At 72.9% G+C, this 18,448-nt stretch carries 16 protein-coding genes and 2 tRNA genes; 13 read left to right on the forward strand and 5 right to left on the reverse strand.

Features of this window, described 5'->3' with window-relative positions:
• The 3 genes from M1O15_RS07930 to M1O15_RS07940 all read left to right on the forward strand — a co-directional run.
• Window positions 1-1,198 (forward strand): AIM24 family protein (locus M1O15_RS07930; protein ID WP_248632557.1); only part of this gene is annotated, 1,198 nt, incomplete at its 5' end.
• 14 nt (window positions 1,199-1,212) lie between these two features.
• A complete protein-coding gene (locus M1O15_RS07935) occupies window positions 1,213-1,893 on the forward strand; it encodes an AIM24 family protein (RefSeq protein WP_248632558.1) in 681 nt (226 codons plus the stop codon).
• Window positions 1,894-1,911: 18 nt separating this feature from the next.
• Complete coding sequence (locus M1O15_RS07940) at window positions 1,912-2,667, forward strand: AIM24 family protein (protein ID WP_248632559.1); 756 nt, start codon at window positions 1,912-1,914, stop codon at window positions 2,665-2,667.
• Window positions 2,668-2,763: 96 nt separating this feature from the next.
• Here the strand turns inward: M1O15_RS07940 and M1O15_RS07945 are convergent, their stop codons facing one another.
• Both M1O15_RS07945 and M1O15_RS07950 read right to left on the reverse strand, forming a co-directional pair.
• Window positions 2,764-3,303 (reverse strand): NUDIX hydrolase, encoded by a 540-nt coding sequence (locus tag M1O15_RS07945; RefSeq protein WP_248632560.1) that lies wholly within the window; start codon window positions 3,301-3,303, stop codon window positions 2,764-2,766.
• Window positions 3,300-4,763, reverse strand: coding sequence for a zinc-dependent metalloprotease (locus M1O15_RS07950; RefSeq protein ID WP_248632561.1), 1,464 nt, complete (start codon window positions 4,761-4,763; stop codon window positions 3,300-3,302). Before M1O15_RS07950 ends, M1O15_RS07945 begins: the two co-directional genes overlap by 4 nt.
• A 230-nt stretch (window positions 4,764-4,993) precedes the next feature.
• Here M1O15_RS07950 and M1O15_RS07955 point away from each other — a divergent pair, with 230 nt between their 5' ends.
• The 4 genes from M1O15_RS07955 to M1O15_RS07970 all read left to right on the forward strand — a co-directional run bounded on the left by M1O15_RS07955 (window position 4,994) and on the right by M1O15_RS07970 (window position 8,359).
• Window positions 4,994-6,103 carry an SDR family oxidoreductase gene (locus M1O15_RS07955; RefSeq protein WP_248632562.1) on the forward strand — a complete coding sequence of 370 codons (1,110 nt, stop codon included), beginning with the start codon at window positions 4,994-4,996 and terminating at the stop codon, window positions 6,101-6,103.
• Between the two features lie 148 nt (window positions 6,104-6,251).
• Window positions 6,252-6,713, forward strand: a complete 462-nt coding sequence (locus tag M1O15_RS07960; RefSeq protein WP_248632563.1) for a molybdenum cofactor biosynthesis protein MoaE — start codon at window positions 6,252-6,254, stop codon at window positions 6,711-6,713.
• A gap of 273 nt (window positions 6,714-6,986) precedes the next feature.
• The gene (locus M1O15_RS07965; protein ID WP_248632564.1) at window positions 6,987-7,172 is read left to right on the forward strand and encodes a hypothetical protein; all 186 of its coding nucleotides are present in this window, start codon (window positions 6,987-6,989) and stop codon (window positions 7,170-7,172) included.
• Window positions 7,173-7,270: 98 nt separating this feature from the next.
• Window positions 7,271-8,359, forward strand: coding sequence for a YlbL family protein (locus tag M1O15_RS07970; RefSeq protein ID WP_248632565.1), 1,089 nt, complete (start codon window positions 7,271-7,273; stop codon window positions 8,357-8,359).
• An 85-nt stretch (window positions 8,360-8,444) separates the two neighbouring features.
• Here the strand turns inward: M1O15_RS07970 and M1O15_RS07975 are convergent, their stop codons facing one another.
• Complete coding sequence (locus M1O15_RS07975; RefSeq protein ID WP_248632566.1) at window positions 8,445-9,002, reverse strand: PPA1309 family protein; 558 nt, start codon at window positions 9,000-9,002, stop codon at window positions 8,445-8,447.
• Between the two features lie 170 nt (window positions 9,003-9,172).
• Here M1O15_RS07975 and M1O15_RS07980 point away from each other — a divergent pair, with 170 nt between their 5' ends.
• The 3 genes from M1O15_RS07980 to M1O15_RS07990 all read left to right on the forward strand — a co-directional run bounded on the left by M1O15_RS07980 (window position 9,173) and on the right by M1O15_RS07990 (window position 14,519).
• Window positions 9,173-12,181 (forward strand): UPF0182 family membrane protein, encoded by a 3,009-nt coding sequence (locus tag M1O15_RS07980; RefSeq protein ID WP_248632770.1) that lies wholly within the window; start codon window positions 9,173-9,175, stop codon window positions 12,179-12,181.
• Window positions 12,182-12,323: 142 nt separating this feature from the next.
• Window positions 12,324-12,397, forward strand: a tRNA-Met gene (locus M1O15_RS07985).
• Window positions 12,398-12,668: 271 nt separating this feature from the next.
• Window positions 12,669-14,519: a tetratricopeptide repeat protein gene (locus M1O15_RS07990; RefSeq protein WP_248632567.1), complete on the forward strand. Its 1,851-nt coding sequence runs from the start codon at window positions 12,669-12,671 to the stop codon at window positions 14,517-14,519.
• A gap of 69 nt (window positions 14,520-14,588) precedes the next feature.
• Here M1O15_RS07990 and M1O15_RS07995 read toward each other — a convergent pair whose 3' ends face one another.
• Window positions 14,589-15,185: a TetR/AcrR family transcriptional regulator gene (locus M1O15_RS07995; protein ID WP_248632568.1), complete on the reverse strand. Its 597-nt coding sequence runs from the start codon at window positions 15,183-15,185 to the stop codon at window positions 14,589-14,591.
• 87 nt (window positions 15,186-15,272) lie between these two features.
• On the opposite strand from M1O15_RS07995, the gene M1O15_RS08000 reads away from it, so the two are divergent.
• Window positions 15,273-16,121, forward strand: a complete 849-nt coding sequence (locus tag M1O15_RS08000) for an SDR family oxidoreductase (RefSeq protein ID WP_248632569.1) — start codon at window positions 15,273-15,275, stop codon at window positions 16,119-16,121.
• Window positions 16,122-16,188: 67 nt separating this feature from the next.
• Window positions 16,189-16,262 (forward strand) — tRNA-Met (locus tag M1O15_RS08005).
• A gap of 132 nt (window positions 16,263-16,394) precedes the next feature.
• Here M1O15_RS08005 and M1O15_RS08010 read toward each other — a convergent pair.
• Window positions 16,395-16,814: a Fur family transcriptional regulator gene (locus M1O15_RS08010; protein ID WP_248632570.1), complete on the reverse strand. Its 420-nt coding sequence runs from the start codon at window positions 16,812-16,814 to the stop codon at window positions 16,395-16,397.
• Between the two features lie 126 nt (window positions 16,815-16,940).
• Between M1O15_RS08010 and M1O15_RS08015 the strand changes: the two genes are divergently transcribed.
• Window positions 16,941-18,392 carry a catalase gene (locus tag M1O15_RS08015; RefSeq protein ID WP_248632571.1) on the forward strand — a complete coding sequence of 484 codons (1,452 nt, stop codon included), beginning with the start codon at window positions 16,941-16,943 and terminating at the stop codon, window positions 18,390-18,392.
• Window positions 18,393-18,448: the final 56 nt, after the last annotated feature.

An 18,448-nucleotide genomic window follows, 5' to 3' on the forward strand; every position in this document is an offset into this window, starting at 1 on the left:
CGACCTGCTAGCCGGCCCCACCCACGCCGCGTCCTGCCTCCCCCCCCCCCCCCGCCCCCCCCCCCCCCCCCCCCCCCCCCCCCCCCCCCCCCCCCCCGCCCCCCCCGCCCCCGCCCCGTCCTTCGGCGCCCCGGTCGGCCAGCAGACCCCGGCCCCCTCCTTCAACGCACCCCCGCCACCGCCGCCCGCCCCGGCGGGGTACGGCACCCCGCCGCACGGCCAGCCCGCGCCGGGGCAGCCCATGCACTCGGCCCCCACCATGGCCGCCCCGCTGGTGCCCCCGGCGCCCGCACCGCACGGGCAGCCCCCGCAGGGGCCCTACGGGCAGCCCCCCGCCGCGCCCGGCGGCCACACCCCGCCGTACGGGCAGGTGCCCGGGCAGGGCCAGCCGCCCGCACCCGGCGGCTACGGGTACCCGCAGTCCGGCGGCTACGGCCAGCCCGCCCCGTACGGCCAGGGGCAGCCCGCCCCCTTCGGGCAGCAGCCGCCCGGCGGCGGAGGCCAGTACGGCGTCCCGCAGGGCGGGCAGCCCGGCGGCCCCGGGCTCGCCGCCGCCCTGCAGAAGTACCGCGAGACCCCCACCGGGCAGCGCTGGACCCCGCAGAACCAGCAGCTGATGCGGGTCGACCTCGCCATGGGCGGCACGCCCGTGCTGGCCCGCCAGGGCAGCATGGTGATGTACCAGGGCAAGGTCGAGTTCGGTTACAAGGGCGCCGGCTTCAGCGGCCGCATCGTCGGCAACGCCACCGGTCAGGAGATGCAGCTGATGCGCTGCTCCGGCCGGGGGCAGGTCTTCCTCGCCGAGGACAGCGCCCATCTGCACCCCATCGAGCTCCAGGGCGACGGGATCTGCGTCTCCGCCGAGAACGTCCTCGCCTTCGACGAGTCGCTGCACCACGAGGTGCGCCGCATCGAGGGCCACGGCATCCCCGGCGGGGCGCTGTTCACCATGCTCTTCCAGGGCACCGGCACCGTGATCGTCAAGACCCACGGCACCCCGGTGGTCCTCCCCGTCACCCCGACCACCTTCGCCGACTGCAACGCGGTCGTCGCCTGGTCGGCCGCCTCCCAGGTGGTGCTCTCCAGCCAGGTCCGGCTGCGGCGCAACGCCTACCCGGGCCACAGCGGTGAGACCGTCAACCTCCAGTTCCGGGGCGCCCCCGGCAACTTCATCGTCGTCCAGCCCTACGAGGTCTAAAGGGAGCCCGGATCATGAACCAGCAGCTCGCGGGCTACGCCCCCACCCCGGTGGCGGCCCGGATGGAGAACCACGGCCGCGCCATGCTCAAGGTCGCCATGGCCTCCGGCCAGGACCTCTACGCCCGCACCGGCTCCGTCGTCGCCTACGAGGGCTTCGTCACCTACGAGCCCAACCCGCCCGCCGTCCGGCAGATCGCCTCCTCCTGGGTGACCGGCGAGGGCGCGCCGATCATGAAGTGCACCGGAGACGGCCTGCTCTACCTCGCCGACTACGGAGCCGACGTCGTGGTCGTCAACCTCGACAACGACGCGCTCTCGGTCAACGGCACCAACCTCCTCGCCTTCGACGCCCACCTCCAGTGGGGTGTGGAGAAGGTCAAGGGCATGGCCAAGTTCGCCGGCCAGGGCCTGTGGAACGTGCAGATCGCCGGCACCGGCTGGGTGGCGCTCACCTCCCGCGGCACCCCGATCGTCGTCGACTGCGGACGCGGCGACGACGAGACCTATGTCGATCCGGACGCGCTGGTCGCCTGGTCGCCGTCGCTGAAGGTCAAGGGCAAGCGCAGCTTCAAGGCCTCCTCCCTGATCGGGCGGGGCAGCGGGGAGGCCTACCAGATGGCCTTCTCCGGCCAGGGCATCGTCGTCGTACAGCCGAGCGAGGACAGTACCGACCGGCTCCGGGTCCGGGGCTGAGGGGGAGCGGAACAGATCATGCAGAGCCCGCTTTTCAGCTACACCGAGCAGCAGACCCAGGACCGCTACGCGGTGCAGAACCCGCAGCTGCTGCGGGTCGCCCTCACCGGCCATGACGACGTCCTCGCCCGCAAGGGCGCCATGGTCGCCTACCAGGGCCTGGTCGACTTCGACGGCGAGGTGCAGACCGGCACCCAGCGCCGGGCCCGGGCCCGCACCGGCGAGGGCCTGGACCTGATGCGCTGCTCCGGCCAGGGCACCGTCTACCTGGCCAACCTGGCGCAGTACATCCATGTGGTGGACGTCGACCAGGACGGCCTGACCGTGGACAGCGCCTATGTGCTGGCGCTCGACTCCACCCTGCACACCGAGGTCATCGCCGTGGACAGCCAGTACGGCATCTCCGGCTCCGGCAAATACCAGCTGAACATCTCCGGCCGCGGCCAGGTCGCCCTGATGACCTCCGGCCAGCCGCTGATGATGCGGGTCACGCCCGAGACCTACGTCAACGTGGACGCGGACGCCATCGTGGCCTGGTCCTCCGGGCTGCGGGTGCAGATGCAGGCGCAGACCCATTCCTCCAGCGTGCGCCGCCGCCGCGGCGACACCGGGGAGGGCTGGGAGCTGAGCTTCATGGGCCAGGGCTTCGCCCTCGTCCAGCCCAGCGAGGTCATGCCGCCGCAGCACGCCGACATCGGCCAGGGCGTGCGCGCCCAGTTCGGCGCCGGGCAGCACGGCTCGCACGCCCAGAACCAGAACAACGCCTGGAACTGAGCGGGGCGGCGGCCGGCGGCCGCATGAGAGGTACGGGGAGGGGGACGGTCCCGGTGACGGGGCCGTCCCCCTCCCCGTACGGGCATCGCCGTACGGTCAGCCGGCCAGGGCCGCCCGGGCCGCCGCCACCAGGCGGACCACCGAGTCGTCGGCGACCTCGGCCACCTCCTGGTAGCCGAACCAGCGCAGGTCCAGCGACTCGTCGCTGATCGCCACCACCGCGTCCGGCGGGGCGATCGCCGCGTACTGCACATCCAGGTGCCAGTGGCAGGGCGCCGGAATGGTGTGCCGGTCCAGCCGCAGCGGGCCGCCGGGCAGCAGCGCCAGCCCGGACACTCCGGACTCCTCGGTCGCCTCGCGCAGCGCGGCCGCCGCCAGCGAGGCGTCACCGGGCTCGCAGTGGCCGCCCATCTGCAGCCACCTGCCGAGCTTGCGGTGCAGGGTCAGCAGCACCCGGCCGCGCTCCGGGTCGACCACCAGCGCGCTCGCCGTGAGATGCCCGGAGTCGCAGGCCTTCCACAGGGCGTCGGGGTGGGCCGCCAGATGGTCCAGGTAGATCCGGCGCAGCGCGGACTGGTGCTCGCCCCGGCCCTCGTACGCCTTGAGGACCAGGGCCGCGTCGTCGTGCAGGGTCACTTCTCGCTGTCGCCCTTGTCCTCGTCCGTGCCGCCGGGGGCATCGCCGCCCTGGTCCTGGCCGGGCTTGGACCCGCCCGCGGCCTCGCCGAGCATCTTGTCCAGCTCGGAGAAGTCCAGGTGCTCGCGGTGGACGAAGCCGTCCGGGTCGTCCAGGTCGGAGGCGGTGGGGAGGTTGTCCGGGTGCTCCCACAGGTGGTCCCGGCCGTCCACCCCCCGGGCGTCGGTGAGCGAGGCCCACAGCCGGGAGGCGTCCCGCAGCCGGCGCGGCCGCAGCTCCAGACCGATCAGGGTGGCGAAGGTCTGCTCCGCCGGACCGCCCGAGGCGCGCCGCCGGCGCAGCGTCTCGCGCAGCGCGCCCGCCGAGGTCAGCCGGGACTTGGCGGCCTCGTGCACCACCGCGTCCACCCAGCCCTCGACCAGCGCCAGCGCCGTCTCCAGCCGGGCCAGCGCCGCCTTCTGCTCGGGGGTGTCCTCCGGCTGGAACATGCCCTGCTGGAGGGCTTCCTGGAGCTGTTCCGGGTTCGACGGGTCGAGCCCGGACACCGCGTCCTCCAGCTTGGAGGTGTCCACCTTGATCCCGCGCGCGTACCCCTCGACCGCGCCGAACAGGTGCGCCCGCAGCCACGGGACATGGGCGAACAGCCGCTGGTGGGCGGCCTCGCGCAGCGCCAGGTAGAGCCGGACCTCCTCCTCGGAGACGCCCAGGTCCTTGCCGAAGGCGGCCACGTTCAGCGGCAGCAGCGCCGCCTTGCCGGCCGGGCCCAGCGGCAGCCCGACGTCGGTGGAGCCGACCACCTCACCGGCCAGGGTGCCCACGGCCTGCCCGATCTGCTGGCCGAACATGGCGCCGCCCATGGAGCGCATCATGCCGATCAGCGGGCCCGCCATGGCCTGCATCTCCTCGGGCAGCACATCGCCCATCGCCGTGCCGACCCGCTCGGCGACCGGGTCGACCAGCTGCTGCCAGGCCGGAAGCGTGGCCTCCACCCACTCGGCGCGGCTCCACGCCACCGCCGTGCTCGCTCCGGACGGCAGCGAGGTCACCCCGTCCAGCCACAGGTCGGCCAGCCGCACCGCCTCCTCGACGGCCGCCCGCTCAGCCGGGCCGACGCTGGCGTCCTTGGTGCCGTCCGCGGTGCCCTGGGCGACGGTCTGGCGGGCGATCTGCTTGGCCATGTCCCAGTTGACCGGGCCGCCCTCGTAGCTGAGCATCTGCCCGAGCTGCTGGAAGGCCGCGCCGAGGTCGCCCGGGTTCATCGCGCCGAACATCGCGGCGAACGGGTTGTCCCCGCCCTGGCCACCGGGGAAGCCGCCCGGCAGGCCGCCGAAGCCGAACGGGTTGTCCCCGCCGCCCTGGCCACCGCCCTGGCCACCACCGGTGCCTCCCTTCTTCTTGCCGTCGTCGCCGTCCTCCGGCTCCTCCGGCGGAAGGCCGAATCCGAATGGGGTGTCACTCACGGGGTTCCTCGGCTCGTAGGGCCGCCGGCTTCTGCCGGCGGCGGGACTGCCCGACTTCTCCACCCAGCCTAGGTCCTCGCCCGCCACCCGCGAGGGGCCCGGCGTACGGGCGCGGAGGGCACGCCCGGGGCTCGGTGCTCCGCCGGGCCCCGGCCTGCGGCAGGATGGACGCCACCTGGTACGTACGCGTCATATACATACGTACTGAAGACAACCGCTGGAGACGCCCGGTGAGTTCCCCAGATCCGCAGGTTCGCGCTGCGCGAAACGCTTCCACCCAGCCCGCCGGCCGGGGCCCCGTCGTCGCGGTCACCGGCGCCGCCTCCGGCGCCGGCGAGCTGCTGACCCGCCGCCTGGCCGCGTCCGGGGAGGTCAGAAAGGTCCTCGCGATCGACGAGCGGCGCGGCGAGTGCGCCGAGGCGCAGTGGCATGTGCTGGACGTGCGCGACCCGGCGATCGCCGAGAAGCTGCGCGGCGCGGACGTGGTGGTGCACCTGGCGCTCGACCTCGACCTGGAGACCGACCCGGCCGCCCGCACCGCGTTCAACGTACGCGGCACCCAGACCGTGCTGACCGCGGCGGCCGCCGCCGGGGTGCGCCGGGTGGTGCTCTGCACCTCGGCGATGGTGTACGGGGCGCTGCCCGACAACGACATCCCGCTCTCCGAGGACGCCGAGCTGCGGGCCACCGCCGAGGCCACCGGGGTCGGCGACCTGCTGGAGATCGAGCGCCTGGCCCGCCGGGCGCCGCGCGCCCACCCGGGGCTGAACGTCACCGTGGTGCGCCCGGCCGTGCTGGTCGGCGGCACCGACACCGCGCTGACCCGCTACTTCGAGTCGCCGCGGCTGCTGGTGGTCGCCGGATCCCGCCCCGCCTGGCAGTTCTGCCATGTCGAGGACCTGGTCAGCGCGCTGGAGTACGCGGCCCTGGAGAAGGTCGAGGGCGAGTTCGCGGTCGGCTGCGACGGCTGGCTGGAGCAGGAGGACGTCGAGCAGCTGAGCGGCATCCGGCGGATGGAGCTGCCGTCCGCGGTCGCCCTGGGCGCCGCCGCCCGGCTGCACCGGATCGGGCTCACCCCGTCCCCGGCCGGCGACCTCGCGTACACCATGCACCCCTGGGTGGTCAGCGTCGGCCGGCTGCACGACGCGGGCTGGCGGGCCAAGTGGACCAACGAGGAGGTGCTGGCGGCGCTGTTGGCGGAGGCCGAGGGACGACACACGGTCGCGGGCCGGCGGCTCGGCGCCAAGGACGCCATCGCCCCGGCCGCCGCGGGTGCCACCGTCGCCCTGCTCGGCACCGCCGCCCTGGTGCGCAGGGCCCGCCGCAGGCGCGGGATCTAGGACCGCGGTCCGGCGGTACGGGATGGGGCGGCCCCGCCGCACGGAGGCTGCCCCTCCGCGCCCCTGTAGGAGGCTCCAAGGGCGGGGCCGCCCGGGCCGGGCGAACGCGCAATTCCGCCTGGCCGGTGCGGTGCGGCACGATGGCGGTATGGCACCTACGCACGAGCACCCCGGCGAGTACGCGGCCGCGGACCCGATCCGGCTGCTGGACATCCGGGACACCCCGCTCTCCCTGGACGAGGTCTTCCGGGCCGTCGGGGACGACGCGGCCGGCGGCACCGCGCTCTTCGTCGGCACCGTGCGCGACCACGACGGCGGCGCCGACGTGGACGCCCTCGGCTACTCCGGCCACCCCACCGCCCTGGCCGAGCTGCGCCGGGTCGCCGAGAAGGTGGCCGCCGACCACCCGGTCCGCGCCCTGGCCGCGGTGCACCGGGTCGGCGAGCTCGCGGTCGGCGAGCTCGCGGTGGTGGTCGCCGTCTCCTGCCCGCACCGCGCGGAGGCCTTCGCGGCCTGCCGGAAGCTGATCGACGACCTCAAGCACGAGGTGCCGATCTGGAAACACCAGCGTTTCTCGGACGGCACCGAGGAGTGGGTCGGCGCCTGCTGAGGTAGGGTGCGCCGCCCCGCGCACCGGTACGCCCCCTCGGCCGGCGGCCTTCCCGGCGTCCCCGCGCCCGTCCGCCTCGTACCCGCCCCGTGGACACCACCCGGACGGCGGGCGGACGACCGATTTGCGTAACCCGCCCCCGGGCACCAGCGTTGTAGGCGTGAAGGGCTAATCTGCTGATGCAGTCAGCCGCTTGTATGCATGCCGCTCGGATTCCCGCGGCGCATGCCGACGGCGGGGTACTGCTCGGCACACTGGGGACGGGAGGTCGTGATGGCAGTTCTGGCCTGGTTGCTGATTCCGCTGTTCGCCGCCGTCGGCGCTGCGATATGGGGAGGCTGGGCCTCCCGCGACCGCACCACCGGCGATGTCGCCGAACTCGCGGGGTACGCCCGCTTCCGCGACGCCATGGAGAGCAGCGCCATGGAGAAGGTCCACTCCGACGGCGAACCGGTCTGACCCGCGTACGCGCGTAGCCGTGCGTCCCCGCCGCGTCCCCGCCCCGGACGGACCGGCCCCGGGGGTGCACACACAGGCCGGTCCCGTACTGTCGTTCCATGCCACGCCGCACCGCGACGATGCTCGCCTCGACCCTCATCCTGATCGCGCTGCTCTGCGCGGGCGTCTTCTTCCCGGTGCCGTACTCCGAGATGAGCCCCGGCCCCACCGTGAACACCCTGGGTGAGGCGCGCGGCGAGCCGGTGCTCCAGATCTCCGACCGCAAGACCTACCCCACCACCGGTCACCTCAACATGACCACGGTCAGGGTCACCGGCGCGGACTACCGGATGAACCTGCCGGAGGCCGTCTACGGCTGGATCGCCCACGACAGCGTGGTGGTACCGCACGAGACGCTCTACCCGGACGGCAAGACCGAGGAGCAGTCGACGCAGGAGAACGCCGAGGAGTTCAGCCAGTCCCAGGAGAGCGCCAAGGTCGCCGCCCTCGGGCAGCTCGGCCTCCCGGTCGCCACCCAGGTGGTCGTCGGCTCGGTGCAGAAGGACGGCCCCGCCGAGGGCACCCTGCACGCCGGCGACGTGATCAAGGAAGTGGACGGCCGGCCGGTCCGCCAACCCCAGGACGTGTCCAAGCTGGTCACCAAGCACCGCCCGAAGCAGGACGTGGAGTTCACCATCGTCACCGCCAAGGACGCGGCGGCCGCCGAGAAGGCCGGCCGGGAGCCGGTCGACACCGAGCGGGTGGTGCTCACCACCACCGCCTCCGAGGAGGGCGGCCGGGCCATCGTCGGCATCCAGGCCATGGTCGACCACACCTTCCCGTTCCCCATCGACATCAAGCTGGCCGATGTGGGCGGGCCCAGCGCCGGGCTGATGTTCTCGCTCGGGCTGGTGGACAAGCTGACCCGCGGCGACCTCACCGACGGCAAGTTCATCGCCGGCACCGGCACCATCGACGACGAGGGCAAGGTCGGCCCCATCGGCGGCATCACCATGAAGCTCGTCGGGGCGCGGAACGCGGGCGCCCGCTACTTCCTCACCCCCGCCGACAACTGCGCCACCGCCGCCGCCGACATCCCCGACGGGCTCACCCTGATCAAGGTCGAGAACCTCAAGAGCGCGGTGAGCTCGCTGGAGAAGCTCCGGGCCGGCGAGACCTCCGGACTGCCGAGCTGCTCGGCGGGCTGACGCCGAGGACGATCGGGGACGCGAAGGGGGTACGGGCAAAGTCGCCGCCCGTACCCCCTTCGTGCGCTTCTCGCGTACGGCGGTCTCAGCCCTCGAAGGTCGCGGCCAGCGCGTCGGCCAGGCCCGGGACCAGGTCGGAGCCGGTCAGCACCTCGGTGGCCGAGTCCTTGGCGCGCAGCCGCAGCGCCGACTCCCGGGCGCCGTCCCGCAGCACCGCCACCGTCATCCGGACCTCCTGGCGGTCCGGGTGCCGGGCCACCCACGCGGCCAGGCCCGCCTCGTCCAGACCGTCCGGCACCGAGGCCGCGGCGGACGGCGGCAGCATCAGCCGCTCTACGGTCATCGCGCACCCGGCCACCGCCTCCGGCCAGGCCACCGTCCCCAGGAACTCGTCCAGCGGGCGGTCGGCGGGCACCTCGTCCTGCTCGATCGGGGTCAGCGGAGCGGCGGCCGACTCACCTTCCAGACCGAGCTGGGCGGCGAGCCGGGGCTCCTGGGAGCGCAGCCGCTCGGTGTCGACCAGGGCGAAGAGCCGGGCGGGCTGGTCCCAGCCGAGACCGGCCGCGTACTCGTCGATCTCCAGCACGGCGCGGGTCAGCGGGCTGGCGGCCATCGGGGGACCGGAGGGGGAAACATTGGACATGGCCAATATCCTGCCTCCTCCCGCCCCGGATGCGGGAACTAGGTAAAGCCTCAGTAAGTTGCATCAGTGGGCTCTACCATCGCTGGGCCCGCACCGGCGCCACCGCCGCAGGCGGCGCGCACGCTTCAGAACACGATCGCGAACACAAGGGGCGCACGTTGGCTTTCCAGATGCCGGACCGCGGCGGAGGCCCGACCGGGCCACGGATGAGAGTCGGCCGGCCCTCCCGGCGGGCCCGTACCCTGCTCATGACGCTGGGGGTGCTGGCCGTCCTGGCCATGCTCTTCGTCATGTTCGCCGGGTTCTGGACGGACTGGCTGTGGTACCGGTCGGTGGACTACTCCTCCGTCTTCACCACCACCCTGCTCACCAAGGTCGGCCTGTTCGCGGTCTTCGGGCTGCTGATGGCGCTCGCCGTCGGCGTCAACATGTGGCTGGCCTACCGGCTGCGCCCGCCGCTGAGCGCGATGTCGCTGGAGCAGCAGAGCCTGGACCGGTACCGGATGGGCCTCGCCCCGTACCGCAAGTGGGTGCTGCTGGCGATCACCGCCCTGGTCGGGCTGATCGCCGGAGCCACCGCCTCCGGTCAGTGGCGGACCTGGCTGATGTGGGTCAACGGCGTGCCCTTCGGGCAGAAGGACCCGCAGTTCAACCTGGACGTGTCGTTCTACGCCTTCGACCTGCCCTGGTACCGCTTCCTGCTCGGCTTCGGCTTCGCGGCGGCGGTGCTGTCGCTGATCGCCGCCGCGCTGACGCACTACCTCTACGGCGGGTTGCGCGTCACCAGCCCCGGGGCGCGGGCCACCGCCGCCGCCACCGGCCATCTGTCGGTGCTGCTCGGCGTCTTCGTCGCGCTGAAGGCCGTCGCCTACTGGCTGGACCGCTACGGGCTGGCCGTGAAGTCCAGCGACTTCAAGGCCACCGGCAACTGGACCGGTCTGCGGTACGTCGACGCCAACGCCTACCTGCCGGCGAAGACCATCCTGTTCTGCATCGCGGTGATCTGCGCGGTGCTGTTCTTCGCCACCCTGTGGCGCCGCACCTGGCAGCTGCCGGTGATCGGCTTCGGGCTGATGGTGCTCTCCGCCGTCCTGATCGGCGGGCTCTACCCGGCGATCGTGCAGAAGTTCCAGGTCCAGCCGAACGAGCAGGCCAAGGAAGCCCCGTACATCCAGAAGAACATCGAGGCGACCCGCAAGGCCTACGACATCGCCGACACCAAGGCGGAGAACTACAGCGGCAAGTCCACGGTCAAGGACAAGAACGTCCTGCGGACCGACTCGGACTCGGCCGCCAGCTACCGGCTGCTCGACCCGAACATCGTCTCGCCCACCTTCCAGCAGCTGGAGCAGCGGCGGAAGTACTACCAGTTCCCGACCACGCTCGACGTCGACCGGTACCAGGGCAAGGACACCGTCGTCGGTCTGCGTGAGCTGAACATCCGCGGCATCCCCAAGCGGAACTGGATCAACGACCACTTCACCTACACCCACGGCTACGGGGCCATCGCGGCCACCGGCACCTCGGTCGACGCCAACGGCTCCCCGGTCTTCACCGAGTCCGGGCTGCCCAGCAGCGGCGACCTGGGCACGTACGAGCAGCGGATCTACTACGGCGAGAAGACCGAGCAGTACTCGATCGTCGGCGGCCCGCAGAAGGAGCTCGACTACGACGCCAGCGGCGGCGAGGGCGAGAAGACCACCAGCTACCGGGGCAAGAGCGGGGTGGACCTGTCCAACCCGTTCAACCGGGCGGCCTACGCGGTCTCCTTCAGCGAGCCGCAGATCCTCTACTCCGGCGCCATCGGCGACGGCTCGCGGATCCTGTACAACCGCACGCCCAAGCAGCGCGTCGAGGCCGTCGCCCCCTGGCTGACCATCGACGGCGACGCCTACCCGGCCGTCGTCGGCGGGCGCATCCAGTGGATCGTGGACGCCTACACCACCACCAACGGCTACCCGTACGCCTCGCGCACCACCCTCGGTGACACCACCGCGGACTCGCTGACCTCCGGCAACCAGACCCGCGCGGTCATCGCCCAGCAGAACCAGGTCAACTACATCCGCAACTCGGTCAAGGCCACCGTGGACGCCTACGACGGGTCGGTGAAGCTGTACCAGTGGGACACCGAGGACCCGGTCCTGAAGACCTGGATGAAGGCGTTCCCCGACACGGTCCAGCCCAAGAGCGCCATCGCGGACGACCTCAAGGACCACCTGCGCTACCCGCAGGACATGTTCAAGGTCCAGCGCGAGCTGCTCACCCGCTACCACATCCAGAACCCGGCGCAGTTCTACAGCGGTTCGGACGCCTGGCAGGTGCCGGACGACCCGACCAACAAGAACGGCGACGCGGTCCCGCCGTACTACCTGAGCCTGAAGATGCCCGGCCAGGACAAGCAGCAGTTCTCGCTGACCACGACGTTCACCCCCAGCGGGCGGCCCAACCTGGGCGCGTTCATGAGCGTGGACGCCGATGCCAACAGCGCGGACTACGGCAAGATAAGGCTGCTGAGAGTCACCTCGGACGTGCCGGGCCCGGCCCAGGTGCAGTCCAAGCTCAACAGCCTCCCGTCGGTCGCCCAGTTCGTACGCGACCTCAGGGGCGCCGACTCCGACATCCAGTACGGCAACCTGCTCACCGTTCCGCTCAACGGCGGGTTCCTCTACGTGGAACCGGTGTACGCGCAGGGGCGCAACGCGCTCTACCCGCTGCTGAAGAAGGTGGCGGTGTCATATGTGGACGCCGACCAGCCCGAGGGCGACACGACCAAGGACACCACCAAGTTCGAGGACACCCTCGCCCAGGGGCTGAACGCGGTCTTCGGGGTGGACGGCCAGACACCGCCGACCCAGCCGCCCGGTGACACCGAGCAGCCGCCGGCCACCGGTCAGGCCGCCCTCCAGAAGGCCATCGCGGACGCCCAGAAGGCGTTCTCCGACGGTGAGGCGGCGCTGGCCGAGCAGGACTGGACGGCGTACGGCAAGGCGCAGGAGGCCCTCTCCGAGGCGCTGCGGCGGGCCGCCGAGGCGGACGCCCGGATCGACGCGGAGAAGCCGGCCGCCGACGGCGCCTCGGCGACGGGCGACAAGCCCGCGGCGGGCGAGAAGCCGGCGACGGGCGAGAAGCCGGCGGCGAGCGAGAAGCCGGCGGCAGGCGAGAAGCCGGCCGGGGACTGAGTGGGGACGGCGGTGGGCCGGGGGTGTGCACGCCCGGTCCGCCGCCGTCCTCCCGGGCCCGGCCCGGGCGTCCGCGCACGTCATGGGCCGGACGGTGGTCGGGGGCGGCTCCGCACCCGTGCTAGGGTTGTGAACACAACGACGCGGGGTGGAGCAGCTCGGTAGCTCGCTGGGCTCATAACCCAGAGGTCGCAGGTTCAAATCCTGTCCCCGCTACTGAAGGGCGAGGGCCCGGATCCCAGACAGGGATCCGGGCCCTTGTCGTATGCCGTCGCGGGGATGTGACGGGGACCTCGGACATCCGGGCGGGACACTCCGCGGCAACGGGGCAGGGTTTGTCAGTGCGGGGTGCGAAGATCCAGCCTGCCGGGCGGAGTTGACCCACCGCGTGTTTGACTTGTCTCTCTGTGGGCATGTCGACAAAACGCTGAAGTGACCTCACTGGCTGCGGTATACCAGGTGTACCCGGGTAGCGGGTGGTGCGACGATGGAAATCATGGGGGACAGGGCAACTCTGTTGGAGACAGGGCGTTTTGTGCAGAGGCAGACCGGGACCGCCGCGGCGGCCACCGGTGACGCCGCCATGGACGCCGTCACCCTGGACGGGACCGAGGCCGCAGTGGAGGCCGAGGCCCGCCACCGCCGTGCCGCCGACGAGGGCGACACCGCCTCGATGAGCGTGCTCGGCGCGCTGCTGCTGCGCCGCGGCGACCTGGACGGCGCCGAGCCGTACCTGCGCGCCGCCACCGCCGAGGGCGACCGCGCCGCCGCCAACAACCTGGGCGTCCTGCTGCACCAGCGCGGCTACACCGACGAGGCCGCCGGCTGGTGGCGGGTGGCCGCCGTGGCCGGCTCGGCCGCCGCCGCGCACGCGCTGGGCCGCCACCACCGCGAGCGGGGCGACGAGCCCGCCGCCGAATACTGGCTGCGCCAGTCCGCCGAGCAGGGCCACGCCCTCGGCGCGTACGCCCTGGCCGACCTGCTGGAGCACCGCACCGACGTGGGCGCCGAGCGCTGGCTGCGGGCCGCCGCCGAGCAGGGCCACCGGGAGGCCGCCTACCGGCTCGCCCGCGCCCTGGACCGCAAGGCCGCCGAGCGCCCCGGCGCCGAGGGCACCGAGGTGGGCCAGGGCGGCGAGAGCGCCGAGCAGTGGTACCGGCAGGCCGCCGCCCGCGGCCACCGCCGGGCCGCCCTCCACCTGGGCGCCATCCTGGAGCGCCGCGGCGACCTGCGCGAGGCCGGCCGCTGGTACCTGACCTCCGCCAAGGACGGCGAGGCCCGGGCCGCCTGCGCGCTGGGCTTCCTGCTGCGCGACGCCGGCGACGAGGACAGCGCCGCCGTGTGGTGGCTGCGCGCCGCCCAGGACGGCGACGGCAACGCCGCCAACGCGCTGGGCGCCCTGCACGCGGCCCGCGGCGAGCACCAGACCGCCGAGCGCTGGTATCGGGCCGCCACCGACGCGGGGGACGTCAACGGCTCGTACAACCTGGGCCTGCTGTTCGCCGGGCAGAACCGCACCGCCCAGGCCGAGCAGTGGTACCGCCGCGCCGCCTACGCCGGGCACCGGGAGGCGGCCAACGCGCTGGCCATCCTGCTGCTCCAGGGCGGCGACCCGGGCGGCGCCGAGCCCTGGTTCTCCAAGGCCGCCGAGGCGGGCAGCGTGGACGCCGCCTTCAACCTGGGCATCCTGCACGCCGGCCGGGACGAGGACGGCACCGCGCTGCGCTGGTACGAGCGGGCGGCCGCCGCCGGGCACACCGAGGCCGCCCTCCAGGTCGGCATGGCCCGGCTGCGGGACGGCGACGAGCAGGAGGCCGAGCGCCATCTGCGGTGCGCGGCCGGCGGCGGCAGCGCGGAGGCCGCGTTCCGGCTGGCCACCGTGCTGGACGCGCGCCAGCCCGGGCCCGTCGCCCCGGCGCTCGGCGAGTCCCGGGCGCCCAAGACCGAGTGCGAGGAGTGGTACGAGCGGGCCGCCGAGCAGGGGCACCGCCGGGCGCAGGTGCGGGTCGGCATGCTGGCCGCCCAGCGCGGCGACAACCGGCAGGCCGCCCGCTGGTACCGGGAGGCCGCCGAGGCGGGCAGCCGCAACGGCGCCTTCAACCTCGGGCTGCTGCTGGCCCGGGACGGCCAGGAGCGGGAGGCCTGCCTGTGGTGGACCCGGGCCGCCCGGGCCGGGCACGGCCGGGCCGCGCTGCGGCTGGCGCTGCTGGCGGCCCGGCGGGGCGAGCTGGCCGAGGGGCGCCGCTGGTGCGCCCGCGCGGTGGAGCTGGGTCCGGCCGAGGTGGCCGAGCGCGCGGCCCGGCTGAGCGAGGCGCTGCACCAGGAGCTGACGGCCTGAGCCACGGGTCCGGCCGGTCGGTCCGGCCGGCTGTGGGTCAAGCGGCTTCGAACGGGAGCGCCACCCCCGTCACCGCAGTCGGTGGAATGCCAGGTCGGCGTCGGCCACGGCCTCGGGGTGGACGTCGGCGGCGGTGCGACCGTCGGCGATCCTGTGCCAGTTGGTCCGGGCGAGCACCCGTTGGACCGCGAGCACCTGGGCGGCTCGCAGATGTGCCTGGACGCCCTCACCGAGGGCGTCCGCCAGCGCCTCCTCGTCCTCCAGCTGGTAGCGCGTGAGCCGTCCCGCCAGGCTCGGCGTGGTGAACACCAGCCGGTGGAACGCCACCACCTCGGGGTGGTCGTTGAGGCCGGTGACGGGGTCGTGCCGGTCGAGGCCGGCCCGGAAGTGCCGGTGCAGCGCCGTCACGGGCTCGATGCCGGACCCGCGCTCGCGTACGACGCGGGCCGCCTCGCCCTGGTGGTCCGCGAACCGGTGCAGCACCAGGTCCTCCTTGGTGGGGAAGTACCGGAAGAGGGTCGGCTTGGAGACCTCGGCCGCCGCGGCGATGTCGTTGACCGAGACGCGGTCGAAGCCGTGCTCCAGGAACAGTGAGACGGCCGCGTCGCCGATGGCGTCGCGCGTTCGCTCCTTCTTGCGGGCCCGCAGCCCCGTCGGCTCGCTCATCGGACCAGTGTAACCTTTGTTGCCGAGTTGCTTTTTTAACCGGGTCACGTTTTCATGAGCGGCATGCATCGGACAGACATTCCCCCCGTGCTCGTCACCGGGGCGACGGGCCGGATCGGCCGCCTCGTCATCGACCGGCTCCTCGACGCGGGCGTGCCGGTCCGCGCCCTCACCCGTCGCCCCGGGAGGGCGGTGACGCTGCCGGCGGAAGTCGAGGTCTTCACCGGCGACCTCACCGTGCCCGGGTCGCTCGACCCGGCACTGCGGGGTGCCGGTGCGGTCTTCCTCGTCTGGACCGCCCCGCCTCGGACCGCCGCGGCGGTCGTCGAGCGGCTGGCGGCCCAGGTGCGGCGGGTCGTCTTCCTCTCCTCCCCGCACCAGACGCCGCACCCCTTCTTCCGGCAGCCCAATCCCATGGCGACGCTGCACGCCGGCATCGAGCGGCTGATCGCGGCCACCGGGCTGGAGTCGACGGTCATCCGGCCGGGGATGCTCGCGTCGAACGCGCTGGCCTGGTGGGCGCCGGTGATCCGGGCCGGCGAGGCCGTCCGGTGGCCCTACGGCGCTGCCGAGACGGCGCCGGTGGACGACCGGGACGTCGCGGCCGTCGCGGCGCGGACGCTCTGGCAGGACGGGCACGCCGGAGCCGACTACGTCCTCACCGGCCCGGAATCGCTGACCCAGGCCGCGCAGGTGGCCGTCATCGCTGACGCCCTGGGGCGGCGGATCGTCTTCGGGGAGATGGCCCCGGACGAGTTCCGGAGGGTGTCGGAGGGCACGGCGCCCAGCGCGGCCGTGGACATGCTGCTCGCCGCCTGGAGCGCGGCGGTCGGGCAGCCCGCGTACCTCACCACGGCGGTGGCCGACATCCTCGGGACGGCGCCGCGAACGTTCCGCCGGTGGGCGGCCGACCACGTCACCGCGTTCCGCCGCTGACCGTCCAGCCGCTGACCGGCGATTTGCATGGGCCGGTGGCGACCCCGTAAGGTGGTGAACACAACGACGCGGGGTGGAGCAGCTCGGTAGCTCGCTGGGCTCATAACCCAGAGGTCGCAGGTTCAAATCCTGTCCCCGCTACTGAAACCGAAGGCCCGGTCCTGGAAACAGGACCGGGCCTTCGGCATTCCCCCGTCGATGACGCGAGAAGGGGGCGGACCCGTTGTTCGGGTCCGCCCCCTCTTCGCGTGGACGAGCTCTCGGGTGTACGGGTCAGGCCGCCGCGGCGCATTCCGGGCAGAGGCCGCGGTAGGTGACCTCCACGTCGGAGACGGTGAAGCCGAAGCGCTCGGCGGCCGGCAGGTCGGCCAGCGGGTTGCCGATGGGGTGCACATCCCGGATGGCGCCGCAGCCCGCGCAGACCAGGTGGTGGTGCGGGCGGTGGGCGTTGGGGTCGTAGCGCTTGGCGCGGCGGTCGGTGGAGACCTCCAGCACCTCGCCCAGGCTGACCAGCTCGCCGAGCGTGTTGTAGACGGTCGCCCGGGAGATCTCAGGGAGCCGTTCCACGGCACGGGCGTGCACCTCGTCGGCGGTGAGGTGGACATGGTCCCCGTCGAGGACCTCGGCCACGACCCGGCGCTGTGCGGTCATCCGCCAGCCCCGGCCGCGTAGGCGTTCCAACAGGTCACTCATGAAGCCAGCCTAACAGGAAGGGGACCTAAGTCCGAACAAGTGTGGTCTTGGAAGTGAGCTTGACTTAGACAAAGTCCATTGTAGGATCGAGCCCAGAAAAGGCAGGGCAGGACGCGGGAGGCGCAGATGACGCAGGGATGGCTCACCACCGAGGCCGGGGCGCCGGTCGCCGACAACCAGAACAGCGAGACCGCGGGCGCCGGCGGTCCGGTGCTGGTCCAAGACCAGCTGCTGCTGGAGAAGCTCGCCCACTTCAACCGCGAGCGCATCCCGGAGCGGGTGGTGCACGCCCGCGGCGCCGGCGCGTACGGCACCTTCACCGTCACCGCCGACCTCAGCCGCTACACCCGGGCCCGCTTCCTGGCCGGGATCGGCAAGGAGACCGAGGTCTTCCTGCGCTTCTCCACGGTGGCCGGCAACCTGGGCTCGGCGGACGCGGTGCGCGACCCGCGCGGCTTCGCGGTGAAGTTCTACACCGAGGACGGCAACTACGACCTGGTCGGGAACAACACCCCGGTGTTCTTCATCAGGGACGCCGTCAAGTTCCCCGACTTCATCCACACCCAGAAGCGCGACCCGTACACCGGCTCCCAGGAGGCGGACAACGTCTGGGACTTCTGGGGCCTGTCGCCCGAGGCCACCCACCAGGTGACCTGGCTCTTCGGCGACCGCGGCATCCCCGCCTCGTACCGCCACCTGGACGGCTTCGGCTCGCACACCTTCCAGTGGAACAACGAGGCCGGCGAGGTCTTCTGGGTCAAGTACCACTTCAAGACCGACCAGGGCATCAGGAACCTCACCCAGGACGAGGCCAACCGGCTCGCCGGCGAGGACCCCGACTCCCACCAGCGCGACCTGCGCGAGGCGATCGAGCGGGGCGACTTCCCGAGCTGGACCGTCGGGGTGCAGATCATGCCGGCCGCGGACGCCGCGACCTACCGCTTCAACCCGTTCGACCTGACCAAGGTGTGGCCGCACGCCGACTACCCGGTCATCGAGCTGGGCCGGCTGGAGCTCAACCGCAACCCGCGGAACGTCTTCGCCGAGGTCGAGCAGTCGATCTTCTCCCCGGCGCACTTCGTGCCCGGTATCGGCCCCTCGCCCGACAAGATGCTCCAGGGCCGGCTCTTCGGCTACGGCGACGCGCACCGCTACCGCGTCGGCATCAACGCCGACCACCTGCCGGTCAACCGCCCGCACGCCACCGAGGCCCGCACCTACAGCCGGGACGGGCTCCTCTACGACGGCCGCCACGAGGGCGCCAAGAACTACGAGCCGAACAGCTTCGGCGGTCCGGTCCAGACCGGCCGTCCGCTGTGGCAGCCGGTGCCGGTGACCGGGGTCACCGGGCAGACCGAGGCCCCGGTGCACGCCGAGGACAACGACTTCGTCCAGGCGGGGGACCTCTACCGGCTGATGACCGAGGAGGAGAAGGAGCGCCTGATCGCCAACCTCTCCGGCTTCATCGCCAAGGTCTCGCGCGAGGACATCGCCGAGCGCGCGATCAACAACTTCCGCCAGGCGGACGAGGACTACGGCAAGCGGCTGGAGGCCGCGGTCCAGGCCCTGCGCGGCTGATCACCAGCACTGGACCGCTTGCCGTACGAAGAGGGCCGGCCCCCGCCACGGGGGCC

The organism is Streptomyces lichenis (assembly GCF_023218175.1).
Taxonomy (GTDB): Bacteria; Actinomycetota; Actinomycetes; order Streptomycetales; family Streptomycetaceae; genus Streptomyces; species Streptomyces lichenis.